This window comes from Pseudomonas sp. OE 28.3, assembly GCF_014268205.2.
GTDB lineage: Bacteria > Pseudomonadota > Gammaproteobacteria > Pseudomonadales > Pseudomonadaceae > Aquipseudomonas > Aquipseudomonas edaphica.
Genome location: NZ_CP077082.1, coordinates 3,391,057 through 3,404,422, shown reverse-complemented (window position 1 = coordinate 3,404,422; position 13,366 = coordinate 3,391,057). Strand labels below are relative to the sequence as shown.

Sequence of the window (13,366 nt, the reverse complement as noted above, 5' to 3'; positions counted from 1 at the left end):
ACTGTACGCGGCCATGGCCTGGGGCGGCGCACTGCTGTGATTGCTGGGAGCCCATCTGGCGGGCGTTTTACCGGCCCCCTGGCCTGGCCGCTCAATGCGGTCGGTCTGCTCATGGCCGTGTGCCGCTTAAGTCAGGCGCTGCGAGTGCTAACGCTGCGCGCTTCATTGGCCGGTCATGCCATGCAGCAACTGAACACGCAGCAACTGGCGCAGTGGTGCCCGGCACCGGAGCAGGTGTTTTTAGGCTTTGGCTTTGAATGGCAACCGCACCACTCCCCGCGCCTGTATAAACTGACCAAGCTCGATTGCCGCCAGGGGTTGGCTCCGCCCTGGGCGCTGCGCTGGCGTGCGCCTGGACTTCACCTTCAACTGGCAAAAACCCACCGAAATTGATGGGGCAGCAAGGGTGCATCGGTGGCGATGGTGATCACGATAGAACCCATGCCAGGTACGCCGACATTAACCGACCCGTCATAAGGCGAAGGCGTGTATTGCAATACGCTGCCAACCGGGTAACGCGCAAGGCGCTGCGCACGCCGTAGTTGGCCTGCACCAATGCGCCCACCGTCCAGCCGCCCTCTTCGGCGCTCAGCACGCGAGACGATGTACCAATTCCACTTTTGAACTCATGGCAAATCATGCCGTTGCCACCGCCCATGCAGCCTTCCTGCACCGGCCCGCTGTGTGCATCCGCCAATGCTGCATGCACATGCTTGGCATGTGACGTGCTGGTCCCAGATATCGCTCAAGATGCCGTCGTAGGTTTCCAGCACCACCGGCATGCACCAGTAGGTGTGCTGCTTGCCCGTTTCACGCTCGGCGGCCACCAGTGCATCACGTACCACGCCAACGCTATGGGTGTTGGTATAGGCAATGGGCGTGGTCAGCAAACCTGCTTCGCAAATCCACTCCAGGCCGGTGGCGTCGCCATTGCCGTTCAGTACGTGCACGCCAGCGAAACACGGCGCCAGATGGGCCGCGACCGGGCGCGGCTCGATGATGGTCGTACGATTTATCGCAGCACCCATACGACAGCGACCTCCCCATCGTCAGTAACGTCCTTGGGTCGCCGAGCTTCATCTTATTTTTTCTTGCGCTCGGCCTTCTTAGCATAGGCGGATGAAATCAACGCCCGGCACGCTCGGCTTCCACGCCTGTATCACGACCACCCTGTATGTAACGACACTATGGCTGTTTACGGCGATTCAGGTCGCGCGAGCGGCCAGTCCGATCGATACCGTCACCAGCACTCAACGCCAGCAAGACCTCCAACTGAAAAGCTTGCAATCCCAGGCACTTGGAAAGCCGGATGCACTGACCGCAACGCCCCTGCCCTTCGCCAATGCGCTTAAGCTGCCGGAAGAATCACCCTGTTTCGTTATCCGCACTGTGGAGTGGAAAGGTGCAGATGATTTCGACTGGCTGGAGCGCGCGCCAGCGATCCTGGGGCACTGTGTGGGTGGCGAAGGGTTGACGGTTTATCGCCGTTGGTTAGCAGCACAACTGATGGCGCGCGGATACATCACTACCCAGGTGTTGATACCGGCTCAAGACCTGAGCAGCGGGCACTTGATCGTCCAACTTATCCCTGGGCGCATGGGCAAGATTGATCAGCAACCGGAATCGCTTGGCTGGCCAGGCATGGCCTTTCCCGCAGCCAAAGGCGAACTACTGAACGTACGTGACCTGGACCAGGCGTTGGAAAATGTGCGCCGTCTGCCAGGCCAGGCAGCGACGGCGCTGAATCTGATTCCGGGCGCCGACCTGGGTGAAAGCGATGTGATCATCCAGCAACCGCCGCAGGCACGTCGGGTGTTCGGCTTGCTGACCGTCGATAACAGCGGTATCGACGCCACGGGCCGTCACCAACTCGGTGGGATTGTCGCCATCGACTCGCCGGCCGGGCTTTACGACCAACTGCTGCTGACCTACAGCACCGACACCGACTTCAATAACCACACCCGTGGGTCTTCGGCTAAAAGCCTGGCCTGGAACGTGCCCGCAGGCTATGCCCTGCTGTCGTTCAGCGCCAGCGAGTGGACCAGCAAGCAAGCCTTATTCGAAGACTTCGGGGGGAGCAGCATTGCGTTCAGCTCGCGCACCCGACGCGTCGATGCCGGGCTTGATTACGTGGTGAGTCGCTCCAATCGCAGCAAAAGTGTGCTCAACGCTCGCCTGGTCAATCGTGAGGATCGCGCCTGGGTTGCCTCCACCGAACTGCAGCAATTGCACCGGCAGATCACCAGCTATGAACTTGGCCTGACCCACCGCGCCAACCTGCGCTTTGGCAAACTAACGGCGCAGGCTGGTGCGCGCGGCTCACTGCCCGGACTCAGCAAGACGCCCGGCGCGCTCTATGAGCAACAGGACTGGAACGGTCGCTATCACCTGTTCACTGCCAAGGCGGCGTTTGAGATTCCGTTTGACCTGGGCGCAATGCGTTTGGGCTATCGCAACGCGCTGGTCTACCAATATGCGCCGGTGCCGGTGCCGTCGACCGAATACATGCAGATCGGCGGCCGCTACAGCGTGCGCGGCTTTGACGGTAACACCACCCTCGCCGGCCCCACCGGCTGGACCCTGCGCAATGAGCTGTCCATCACCGCCTTCAGTGGCAGCCAGGCGTATGCGGCACTCGATGCCGGTGCGGCGTCGCCGGTGGGCGGCCAGCAGCAAGGTCGACAGCCATTGATCGGCGCAGCTGTCGGTTTGCGCGGCAATGTCAGCCGCTTTGGTTACGACCTGGCCCTGGGCATGCCGATCAAGAGCAACGACGAGATGAACACCACCACGCCAACCCTCGATTTCTCCCTGAGCAGCCGCTTCTAGGCGAACACTTTTTCCCAGGGATGGGAATCCGAGTGCCACCCAGTGCACTCACCCGGCGCCCGCAGTCGCTACTGCGGGACGCCTCTTTAACCTTCAACTCTCGAGGTCTGTATGAACCCAATGATCCAACCAACTCGGCGCCCATCCAAGCGCACGCTGCTGGCCCTCGCATTAATGGGCAGCCTGCCGCTGTTGCAACACAATGCCCAAGCGCAACCCGCACTGACGCTGGATCCAAGCGCAGCCCAAAACGCCGCGTTGTCGCAGATCAACGACACGCCCGTGGTCAACATCGTCGCTGCGAACGCCGCAGGTGTATCCCACAACCGCTTCACCGAGTTCAATGTCGGCGCGTCCGGGCTGATCCTCAACAACAGCACCGCAGGCGCCCAAACCACCCTGGGCGGCGCCATTGCCGGTAACAGCCTGCTCAACGGAACCTCTGCCGGCGTCATTCTCAATGAAGTCACCGGTAAAACCGCCTCAAGTCTCAATGGCACGATTGAAGTCGCAGGGCCGAGCGCCCGCGTGATTATCGCCAACCCCAATGGCATCACCGCCAGCGGTGCTGGCTTTATCAACGCCAATCGCGTGTCGTTGGTAGCGGGCATGGCGGTATTGGACGCCAACGGCCAGGTGGCTCGATTGCAAACCGACCACGGCCAGATCCGCGTGGAAGGTGCTGGCCTTGACGCGTCCGGTGCCAACGAGGTCGACCTCGTCGCACGTACCCTGCAGATCAATGCGCAGTTGCAAGCCAACAAGCTCAACGCCGTGGCCTTGAAAGGCGAAGTCGACGCGATGAACCCAACCACTGTGCTCAAGCACCTTGGCGCCGACGGCCAAGCCGACATCGCTATTGATGTGGCCCAATTGGGCAGCATGCACGCAGACTCGATTCGCCTGCTCGGCAAGTCAGCCGGCGTAGGCGTGAACGTTCAAGGCAACGTCAAGGCCCTGACCGGCGACTTGAAGGTCACCGCCGATGGCAAGGTACAGATCGCTTCCACGGGCGTGTTGGACGCCAGGCAGGCGCTGTCGATCGCTGGCGATCTGAGCAATCAGGGCGTGCTGCGCAATGGCGGCCCGTTGAGTTTGGTCGGCAACATCGACATCCAGGGTCCGATTCACTTCGGCGGCACGGCTGGGTCGGTTAACAATCTCAAGCCTGGCACTATAGTGACGGGCGGAGCCGCCTCCACAGGCGCTCAAAATGGTATAGGTGTGGTGATCAATCGCCCGGTCGGGTCACGCCCTTCCTATGTCGTCGCGCCGCCTGTATGGAGCAAGCCGGTGGTGAGCTACCCAGCGTTCAACTGGAGCGCCTATCCGTCGTTTGCCTTTAACACTGCGACAGGCCTGAAACAACCGACCCGCATCCTTCCTCAACCACGCTACTGGTAAAGCGCTTTAGCCGGGCGCGGTGGGTCATACCCGCCCGGTCATCCCGTAAGCGCCGCTGTTACTGCTCCCTGGACGATGACGAATGAAGCCTGGGGTTTCGGGCATGGTGCCAATCGCCCCGGTCCGTATCATTTGCCAATGGGCAAAGCCCTCGAAACCGCATCCACATCCCGCTTGCAAACATTCACTCGGCAAAAGCCCTGAGCACTGGGCTGGGAGACTCATGTCCGTCGATATCACTAAACACGGCTCAAAAGGCTTGATGTTTTTTCTCGCGCTGTCACTGACCGCAGCGCTCATGAACAGCAGCGCACCCACGCCGCTGTACCCGTTTTACCAAGAACATCTGCAGATCAAAGCTGTGGACCTGACGTTTATATTCGGCGCCTACGGTGCCGGGGTTTTGCTGGCTTTGACGACTCTGGCGCGCATCGCCGGCCATGTCAAAGACCAGCGTTTTTTGCTGCTCCCAGCCATTGCATTGGTGCTGATCGGCGCCTGGCTGTGCGCTGAATGTGATTCGCTGTGGGCGCTGTGTGTAGCCCGTGCCATCTCGGGGCTTGGCGCAGGGATCATGACCACCGCGGTGAACGTGACGCTGGTACGGTTCGGCCCACTCGACAACGGCAAGTTGGCGGCGACGCTGGCCACCTTGGCAATGATCCTGGGGTTGGCTTTCGGCCCGGTACTCAGTGGCATGGCACTGCAACTGAATCTGTACCCGGCCAGCCTGCCCTTCTGGTCGATCATGGCCCTGGTCGCTGTCGCCGCCCTCGGCGTACTGGCGCTCTGGCCGCGCCATACCCTCCAGGCCCAAACCGCCGCTCATACAGTACAAGCGTCGCTACGTGAAGGCCTGCGGGGTATTGGTCGGCCCTTCCACTTGTGCGCATGGTCGGTGTTTTTCAGCTGGTCGTTCACGGCCTGCGTTTTCGTGATTGGCCCTGGCGCAGCCGAACAGCAACTGGGCTTGAGTGACCGCGGGATGTTTGGCTACAGCATGGCGGTGTACCTGTTGATCGCCGGGGCCAGCCAACTGTATTGCAAACGCCTGGATGCAGCGCGTGCATTGCGTTCTGGGTTGCTCGCCCAGTGTGCAGCCTTCCTGCTCCTGCTGACGGCCTTCTCGGTCCATTCGCTGACGCTCGCGGCGCTGGCCCTGGTAATCGGCGGCTACGCCTATGGCGCCATTTTTGTCGGCAGTGCGCGGCTGATCAATCAGCTGGCTCCCGCCAACTGCCACGCCAAGTTGGTGGCGTATTTCTATATGACCATCTACCTGTTCAACGCTGTGCCTATTCCACTTGGGCTGCTGGTGGACTCGATTGGGCTTGCCCCGAGCGTGCTCGCCGCCTTGGTCCTCTTTCAGGGGCTCGGTGCCGTGCTGGCGATTCTGGCTACGCGGGTCCGATTCCCTCATGCGCATCAACAACCCGGTTGAGCGCTCGTCACCGTTGAACCCTCAGGGTTCTTAATTTTTTGCCTTACGTCAGTACCGGAATCATGAATAAAAAACTTAAAGTGTGCGTCACGATTGCTGCGGTGCTCGCCATTGGCGGCGCCGTCGGCCTGTACCGGCAGTCCACCTCTGCCCAACCTACCCAAACGTCGGCCGGAACGGCTGCGCCGGCCATCCAGGTGGCCGTCGCCACCGCCACGCAAGCCGATATGCCTAACTCGCTGGCGGGTATCGGTGAACTGGAAGCCACCCGCCAAGTCATGGTCACCGCCGAAAGCGGCGGCCTGGTACGTGCCATTGCATTCCAACCCGGCGAGCGGGTGAAAGCCGGGCAAACCCTGGTGCAGCTCAACGATGCGCCGGAACAAGGCGAACTGGCCAGGCTTCAGGCCCAGGCCGCCAACGCCAAGGCCCAGTTACTGCGAACCCAGCGTTTGCTGCCTCAGCAGGCGGCGACGCAAGAGGAACTGGATCAAGTGCAGTCCGCCTACTCCCAGGCGCTGGCCGATATCGTGCGGATCAAGGCGCTGATCGATCAAAAACGCATCAAGGCGCCCTTCACCGGCGTGCTGGGTGTGCGCAAGGTCAACCTGGGCCAGTTCGTGCAGGCCGGCGATGCCATGGTGTCGCTGACCGACGCACAGACGCTGTACGCCAATATCACCCTGCCCGAACGTGCCCTGGCACAGCTCAAAACGGGCCAGGAGATGAGCGTCAGCGTAGACGCGTACCCCCAGCGCTTGTTCAAGGGCCACGTCAGTACCCTCGAACCACGTATCGACCCGGGCACCCGCACGGTGCTGGTCCAGGCCACGCTAGCGAATCCGGACAACCTGCTGTCACCCGGCATGTACGCCAATGGCGAAATCCATCTGCCAGCCAAAAAAGATGTCATCAGCGTGCCCGAAACGGCTGTGAGCTACAGCGCCTACGGTGACTTTGTCTACGTGCTCGAGGGCGCCGATACGCAGCTGACCAACACGGTACGCCAGGTCTACGTGAAGACCGGCGAACGCTCCGAAGGCCGGGTCGTGCTGCTTGACGGCGTGAAGGCCGGTGATCGCGTGGTCACCTCCGGTCAGTTGCGCTTGAGCAGCGGCGCCCTGGTACGCATCGCGCTCAAGGACACCGTAGGGCTCGACCAGGCCTCGAGCCGCTGATACACCAAGGATCTGAAAATGAAATTCACCGACTTGTTCGTGCGGCGCCCGGTGTTGGCGCTGGTGGTCAGCACCCTGATTTTATTGATGGGGCTGCTGGCCATAAACAACCTGCCGATTCGTCAGTACCCCCTGACGGAAAGCTCCACGCTGACGATCACCACCCAGTACCCCGGTGCTTCGCCGCAACTGATGCAGGGCTTCGTCACCCAGGCCATCGCGCAATCTGTCGCTACGGTGGAAGACGTCGACTACATGAGTTCTACGTCGACCCAGGGCAAAAGCGTGATCACTGTGCGCATGAAGCTCAACGCCGACTCCAACAAGGCCATGACCCAGGTGATGGCCAAGGTCAACGAGGTCAAATACCGCTTGCCGGAGCAGGCTTACGACCCGGTGATTGTGAAATCCTCCGGTGAAGCCACAGCCGTGGCCTATGTGGGTTTTTCCAGCCCGACCCTGTCCACTGCAGCCCTCTCGGACTACTTGCAGCGCGTGGTGCAACCGCAACTGTCTTCCATCGAAGGGGTCGGCAGCATTGACCTCAACGGCGGGCAGAAAATGGCCATGCGCATTTGGCTGGATGCCAATCGCATGGCCGCCCACGGGATTTCCGGCAGCGATGTGGCCCAAGCCCTGTTGAATAACAACGTGCAGGCTGCGCCCGGTCAGGCCAAGGGTTTGTATGTGGTATCGGATATCCAGATCAACACCGACCTGGTCGATGTCGCCGAGTTTCGCCAGTTGGTGGTCAAGTCCAGCCCTGCCGGGGTGGTACACCTGAACGATATCGCCACGGTGGAACTGGGCGCGGCGTCGACCGACACCAGCGCCACCATGGACGGCGTGCAAGCGGTGTTTTTCGGTTTGAATGCCGCCCCCAATGCCAACCCACTGGTGATCGTCAAGAAACTCAACGAACTGCTGCCGGGCATCCGCGCCAACCTGCCGCCAGACGTGAAAGTCGCTGTGCCGTTTGAGCTGGCACGTTTTATCAGCGCATCGATTGATGAAGTACTCGGTACGCTGGGCGAAGCCATCGCCATCGTGGTGCTGGTGATATTCCTAAGCCTGGGTTCGGCGCGGGCGGTGATTATTCCGGTGGTCACCATTCCCCTCTCGATGCTGGGTGCAGCCGCGTTCATGTCGATGTTCGGGTTCAGTATTAACTTGCTGACCTTGCTGGCGATGGTATTGGCCATCGGCCTGGTGGTGGATGACGCGATCATTGTGGTGGAGAACGTTCACCGTCATATCGAAGAAGGCAAGTCTCCCACTTATGCAGCCCTGCTGGGCGCACGTGAGGTGGCAGCGCCGGTGATTGCGATGACCCTGACACTGGCGGCGGTGTATGCCCCCATCGGCCTCATGGGTGGGCTGACCGGCTCGCTGTTCAAAGAGTTCGCCTTCACCTTGGCCGGCTCGGTGGTGGTCTCCGGCATCATCGCGCTGACGCTGTCGCCGGTGATGAGCTCACTGCTGCTCAACAGCCAGATGAACGAAGGCTGGATGGCCCGCAAGGCCGAGAGCTTCTTCCATCGCCTCGGCAGCGCTTACGGACGCGTGTTGGATCTGTCGCTGCATCACCGTTGGGTCACGTTCACGATTGCGGTCATTGTGTTGATCAGCGTGCCGTGGCTGTACAGCCTTGCCCAAACCGAACTGGCGCCCACCGAAGACCAGTCCACCGTCCTGACGGCCATCAAATCGCCGCAGAATGCCAACATCGACTACGTCGAGAAGTTCGGCAAGCAATGGAACGACGTCATGGTGACCTTGCCGGAGCAGAGCAACCTGTGGTTGATCAACGGCAGCAACGGCGTATCCAACAGCATCGGCGGGGTCAACTTCGTCGATTGGGAAAAACGCGAGCGTAATGCCGACCAGATTCAGAACGATATGCAAAGTCGCGCCAACACCATCGAGGGCAGCAGCGTCTTTGCCTTCCAGCTACCTTCATTGCCGGGCTCGACCGGTGGATTACCGGTGCAGATGGTGATCAAGAGTGCCGGTGACTACAGCCTGGTCTATGAGGCGATGGAAGCACTCAAGCACGCCGCACGTGAAAGCGGCTTGTTCATGGTGGTCGACAGCGACCTGGACTACAACAACTCGGTGATCAAAATCAAAGTCGACCGCACCAAGGCCAATAGCCTGGGCGTGACCATGAAGGATCTGGGCGACACCCTGGCGGTGCTGGTAGGCGAAAACTACGTCAACCGCTTTGCCATGGACGGCCGCTCCTACGATGTGATCCCGCAGAGCCTGCGCGGTGAACGGCTAACGCCCGAAGCGCTGTCGCGCTTTTATGTGACCAGCGCCACGGGTGGGCAAGTACCGCTGTCCAATCTGGTCAGCGTCTCCACCGGAGTCGAGCCCAATCAATTGACCCAGTTCGACCAGCTCAATTCGGCGATCTTCCAGGCGATCCCCAACCCAGGCGTGGCCATGGGCGATGCAGTGAAGTTCCTCGAGGCGCGAGCCAAACTGCTGCCGCCGGGTTTCACCTACGACTGGCTCTCGGATGCACGCCAATACCATCAGGAAAGCGGCGCGCTGGTCATGGCGTTCCTGTTCGCGATCATCGTGATCTACCTGGTACTCGCTGCGCAGTATGAAAGCCTGCGTGACCCGTTGATCATTCTGATCAGCGTGCCGATGTCGATTTGCGGTGCATTGATTCCACTGGCCCTGGGCATGGCGACCATCAATATCTACACGCAGATCGGCCTGGTGACCCTGATCGGCCTGATCAGCAAGCACGGCATCCTGATGGTGGAGTTCGCCAATGAGATGCAGGTCAAGCAGGGCCTGGACCGGCGTGAGGCGATTCTGCACTCGGCGAAGATGCGCTTGCGGCCGATCCTGATGACCACGGCGGCGATGGTGGCGGGCTTGATTCCCCTGCTGTTCGCCTCCGGTGCCGGTGCCCATAGCCGTTATGACCTGGGCCTGGTGATCGTGGTGGGCATGTTGGTGGGTACGCTGTTCACTTTGCTGGTTTTGCCGACCATGTATTCATTCATTGCCGTCGACCATCGTATGGCGGCCACCACACCGCGCGCCCGTGCGCTGGCCGCTGCCGATGCAGCCGACGCCGCCACGGCTTAGTCGGTGTAAGGAGACACACATGCATCCTATCAATACCTTCGTGATTCGCCCGCTCGCGCTGCTGGTTTGCTCGGCCTGGATGACGGGCTGTACCGTTGGCCCGGACTACCGGGCCAGTAACGAGCCCGTAGTAGAGCTGACTCAAAGCCCCGATACCGCGCTGTATAGCAGCACCCGCGTGCAACAGGATTGGTGGCGACAATTCCAGGACCCACAACTGGATGCGCTGATCGATCAAGCGCTGGCGCGTAACCATGACCTGCGCATCGCCCAGGCCCGTTTGCTGGAGGCGCGCGCGGTGCTGGATCAGCGTCAGTTGGACCAACTGCCAACGGTGACCGCCAGCGGGGCTTATTCCCGTAGCCTGTCCCAAGCCAACCCCGGCCCGAGCGGTGAGCGCAACCTGGCCAAGACCTATCAGGCCGGCCTGGATGCGCAGTGGGAGCTGGACCTGTTCGGCCGGCTGCAGCGCCTGTCGCAGGCCTCTTCGGCACGCGCCGAGGCCGTCGCGGCGGACCTGGCACAAACCCGCATCGTAGTGACCGCCGACGTGGCGCGTCACTACTTTGAACTGCGCGGCGCGCAACGGCAGTTAGCGGTGGCCCAGGCCAACCTGAGTAATCAGGAAAAAACCGTGGCGCTGGTCCAGGGCCGCGTGAATGCCGGGCGCGGCACCGCCGACGAGTTGGCCAGCGCCCTGGCCGAGCGCGCACGGGTGCAAGCCACATTGCCGAGTCTGGAAACCCGTCAAGCGCTCAGCCGTTATCGACTCGCCGTACTCACGGGCTCGCGTCCCAATGAGCTGCAAGCGCTGACCGACCTGAAACCCTTGCCGGCACTGGTCACACGCTTGCCGATTGGCCAGATAAGCGACTTGCTGCGCCAGCGTCCCGATGTCGCCAGCGCCGAACGCGCTTTGGCGGCGTCGAATGCGGACATTGGCGCGGTGACGGCCGAGCTTTACCCACGGATCGACCTGGGCGGCTTTCTCGGCTTTGTGGCCTTGCGCGGTGGGGATTTGGGCGACAGCGGCAGCCGCGCGTTCAGCGTGATGCCTTCGGTCAGTTGGCCGGCGCTGCACCTGGCCAGTGTCAAGGCAAGGCAGCGCGGGGCGCAGGCGCGAGAGGTGGGTAGTCAGGCGCGTTATGAGCAAGTGGTGCTGAATGCGATTGAGGAAACCGAGGGCGCGCTTACGACCTATAGCCTGTCGCAGCAACGGGTTCGCAGCCTGGCTGAGGCTACCGCGCAAAGTGAGCGTGCGGCTCGACTGGCACATGCGCGTTATGAAGCAGGTAGTGCGGCGTATCTGGTAGAGCTGGACGCGCAGCGTACGCAACTGAATGCTCAGGACGCGCTGACGCAGGCGGAGACCGCGTCGTATCTCGATGTAGTGCAGCTTTATAAAGCGCTGGGTGGCGGCTGGCTTGCACCTCAATCAAGCGTATCGAACTGAGAGAATCTGCTGCCACCCATCCTGGTTGGCAGCTTTCATCCTGGTGAGCGAATAGTCGTATTAACCGTACGTTATTAGCTTTAGGAAAAATACTGATAGAGAAGCATACGAGTTAGTCACCTACAGACATTTTTCAAGTGATACCGGAAAGCTAATTATAGATGATATTAACCACTACACCTGCAGCAAACTTCCCGACCTTGGCTGCAGGCGAGACCCACTTCAACTGAGCCTCATACTCTTTAGAGCTGGACAAAGCACTTTCTTTATTCGAAAAAATAAATGGGGAACCATAATTTATTAGCTTATTCGCCGAAACATCAAAAACACTTATCCCAACCGACTTATTGCTATCCGGCACTAACACATTCAAATCCTGCACAACGCCATCAATAGCATTTATCGACAAGTTCACACCATAGGCTGAACTGCACGCGCGATTTTCAGTGATAGTAAATGCAACACTTTTAACCACCTCACCCTGCTTTGAGTTATTAAGATATACTTTCCCGAAGTCAATATTATTAGGACTGATTGACAGCCTTGACTCACAGGGCTCGTATTTGAGCCCGCTAATTCCGCTCAGTGTTGGCGCCACTGTCCTAGGGGAGCCTAGGCCACCAGCACCGTCGAATTGAAATGCAATCACATTATTAGTCGTGGATAGATTTCCTGTTTTCAGCGTTGCAGGTAGCGTTTTCTTATATAAGAATACCGAATAGGTCAGGACCGCAGAGTAAGTACTTTCTGGACATCCGGTAGCTCTGAAACACCTGGGGACCATTAGGTCTGTTTTGATTTTTTTGGTTTCTGGATATCTATAATATTGCCCCATAAACTCTATACCCAAGCCCACCTCAGACCCTAGTTCCACCGCCTTTGGGTTTAAATAAAAGTATATATATTCATCAGAATATGTGGTCCTTTCTGCCCAACATCTCAGGGTGATGGTTGTCGGGTTCGCCGGCCTCCAAACATCACTATTTTGTGCCATGACACTAGGAATCGCTGCAGGGCTGACAATAGCCATATTTGTAGAGTCCCCCGTTGCATCGCATGTAACCGCACTGCACTCTCTACTACAAACAGCAGTCAACACCGCAAGAGCCGCATAGGCGAATTGTTTTTTCGAAACCCCACCTAGTTTATATCTCGACTGAAAATTCAAATTTAGCCTACCCGGGTTAAAAATTAATCATTAGCTAGCCTAACACGATCAATCACCTGCTCAATCAGTAAAAGCCACCTCCAGGCTACGACAAATCTCTTGATTTGCGCGACTTATCCTACAAGCCAGCGCCGCGGGAGAAGTTCTTATTTATAAGCTTTGATAGCATCTTCTATCCTTTGCATAAACGCGAAAACCCCTTAAGATTCGTAGAAATATCTTACACCGGAAAGTGAATATCCCCACATCCCCAACCCATTTAAAGGCCGAACAATTAAAACTATCGAGACTTATAGACCAACCTAATGACACGTACTATTATTTTCCTACAGCAATTAACACTTTCAACTAGAGCAACAGCGGACGGAGTGTACATACCCGCAAGCTCCGCCATTCAACTACCAACGACGCCGAATGTATCAAGCAACATTCAAATAGGGCAAACCATATGAAAATCGCCCCCCCCATCATCACATCTGCCGATGTTACGGCAACCCTATCAGGGCAGATCAATATATATGTGAATATGAATAACAGCACCCTATCTTCCTATGGGCAAGGTACTTACTCAACCAATATTCCTAGCATTGGTATAAGGTGGTGGGCGATCTGGAAGGGCCAACCATTCCAAACGGTTACACCGAAATCATAGAACCTGGCAATCGCGCTGAACTGGGCAAGTATATTACTAGCTTTGCTGACACCCAAACCATTTGGGTGGAGCTTATAAAGACAGGCTCGATCCAGCAAGGCAAGTTGTCGATCGCATCAAATGTCGAAGT

General features: G+C 58.8%; 10 protein-coding genes. 7 read left to right on the top strand and 3 right to left on the bottom strand.

Annotated elements, in window-relative coordinates; all coding sequences use genetic code 11:
• Nucleotides 1-180 precede the first annotated feature (180 nt).
• A complete protein-coding gene (locus HU759_RS15240) occupies nucleotides 181-393 on the top strand; it encodes a hypothetical protein (protein ID WP_170037287.1) in 213 nt (70 codons plus the stop codon).
• 34 nt (nucleotides 394-427) lie between these two features.
• Here HU759_RS15240 and HU759_RS29975 read toward each other — a convergent pair whose 3' ends face one another.
• Nucleotides 428-673 carry a P1 family peptidase gene (locus HU759_RS29975; RefSeq protein ID WP_253201687.1) on the bottom strand — a complete coding sequence of 82 codons (246 nt, stop codon included), beginning with the start codon at nucleotides 671-673 and terminating at the stop codon, nucleotides 428-430.
• The gene (locus HU759_RS15235) at nucleotides 627-1,028 is read right to left on the bottom strand and encodes a P1 family peptidase (protein WP_262378164.1); all 402 of its coding nucleotides are present in this window, start codon (nucleotides 1,026-1,028) and stop codon (nucleotides 627-629) included. Before HU759_RS15235 ends, HU759_RS29975 begins: the two co-directional genes overlap by 47 nt.
• A gap of 91 nt (nucleotides 1,029-1,119) precedes the next feature.
• Here HU759_RS15235 and HU759_RS15230 point away from each other — a divergent pair, with 91 nt between their 5' ends.
• The 6 genes from HU759_RS15230 to HU759_RS15205 all read left to right on the top strand — a co-directional run bounded on the left by HU759_RS15230 (nucleotide 1,120) and on the right by HU759_RS15205 (nucleotide 11,416).
• The gene (locus HU759_RS15230; protein ID WP_170037284.1) at nucleotides 1,120-2,829 is read left to right on the top strand and encodes a ShlB/FhaC/HecB family hemolysin secretion/activation protein; all 1,710 of its coding nucleotides are present in this window, start codon (nucleotides 1,120-1,122) and stop codon (nucleotides 2,827-2,829) included.
• A 111-nt stretch (nucleotides 2,830-2,940) separates the two neighbouring features.
• Nucleotides 2,941-4,233 (top strand): filamentous hemagglutinin N-terminal domain-containing protein, encoded by a 1,293-nt coding sequence (locus HU759_RS15225; protein ID WP_186616883.1) that lies wholly within the window; start codon nucleotides 2,941-2,943, stop codon nucleotides 4,231-4,233.
• 223 nt (nucleotides 4,234-4,456) lie between these two features.
• Nucleotides 4,457-5,674: an MFS transporter gene (locus HU759_RS15220; RefSeq protein WP_170037278.1), complete on the top strand. Its 1,218-nt coding sequence runs from the start codon at nucleotides 4,457-4,459 to the stop codon at nucleotides 5,672-5,674.
• A 62-nt stretch (nucleotides 5,675-5,736) separates the two neighbouring features.
• Nucleotides 5,737-6,852, top strand: coding sequence for an efflux RND transporter periplasmic adaptor subunit (locus tag HU759_RS15215; RefSeq protein ID WP_170037275.1), 1,116 nt, complete (start codon nucleotides 5,737-5,739; stop codon nucleotides 6,850-6,852).
• Between the two features lie 18 nt (nucleotides 6,853-6,870).
• Nucleotides 6,871-9,963: a MexW/MexI family multidrug efflux RND transporter permease subunit gene (locus HU759_RS15210; protein ID WP_186616884.1), complete on the top strand. Its 3,093-nt coding sequence runs from the start codon at nucleotides 6,871-6,873 to the stop codon at nucleotides 9,961-9,963.
• A gap of 19 nt (nucleotides 9,964-9,982) precedes the next feature.
• Complete coding sequence (locus tag HU759_RS15205) at nucleotides 9,983-11,416, top strand: efflux transporter outer membrane subunit (protein WP_170037268.1); 1,434 nt, start codon at nucleotides 9,983-9,985, stop codon at nucleotides 11,414-11,416.
• Nucleotides 11,417-11,567: 151 nt separating this feature from the next.
• Here HU759_RS15205 and HU759_RS15200 read toward each other — a convergent pair whose 3' ends face one another.
• Nucleotides 11,568-12,446, bottom strand: a complete 879-nt coding sequence (locus HU759_RS15200) for a fimbrial protein (RefSeq protein WP_170037265.1) — start codon at nucleotides 12,444-12,446, stop codon at nucleotides 11,568-11,570.
• Nucleotides 12,447-13,366 lie beyond the last annotated feature (920 nt).

What these genes read in the sequence shown, in the direction of transcription:
- HU759_RS15205 (WP_170037268.1), top strand. Translation starts at nt 9,983, where the DNA reads ATGCATCCTATCAATACCTTCGTGATTCGCCCGCTCGCGCTGCTGGTT.
- HU759_RS15230 (WP_170037284.1), top strand. Translation starts at nt 1,120, where the DNA reads ATGAAATCAACGCCCGGCACGCTCGGCTTCCACGCCTGTATCACGACC.
- HU759_RS15200 (WP_170037265.1), bottom strand. Translation starts at nt 12,446, where the DNA reads ATGGCTATTGTCAGCCCTGCAGCGATTCCTAGTGTCATGGCACAAAAT.
- HU759_RS15220 (WP_170037278.1), top strand. Translation starts at nt 4,457, where the DNA reads ATGTCCGTCGATATCACTAAACACGGCTCAAAAGGCTTGATGTTTTTT.
- HU759_RS15235 (WP_262378164.1), bottom strand. Translation starts at nt 1,028, where the DNA reads ATGGGTGCTGCGATAAATCGTACGACCATCATCGAGCCGCGCCCGGTC.
- HU759_RS15210 (WP_186616884.1), top strand. Translation starts at nt 6,871, where the DNA reads ATGAAATTCACCGACTTGTTCGTGCGGCGCCCGGTGTTGGCGCTGGTG.
- HU759_RS15215 (WP_170037275.1), top strand. Translation starts at nt 5,737, where the DNA reads ATGAATAAAAAACTTAAAGTGTGCGTCACGATTGCTGCGGTGCTCGCC.
- HU759_RS15240 (WP_170037287.1), top strand. Translation starts at nt 181, where the DNA reads ATGCAGCAACTGAACACGCAGCAACTGGCGCAGTGGTGCCCGGCACCG.
- HU759_RS15225 (WP_186616883.1), top strand. Translation starts at nt 2,941, where the DNA reads ATGAACCCAATGATCCAACCAACTCGGCGCCCATCCAAGCGCACGCTG.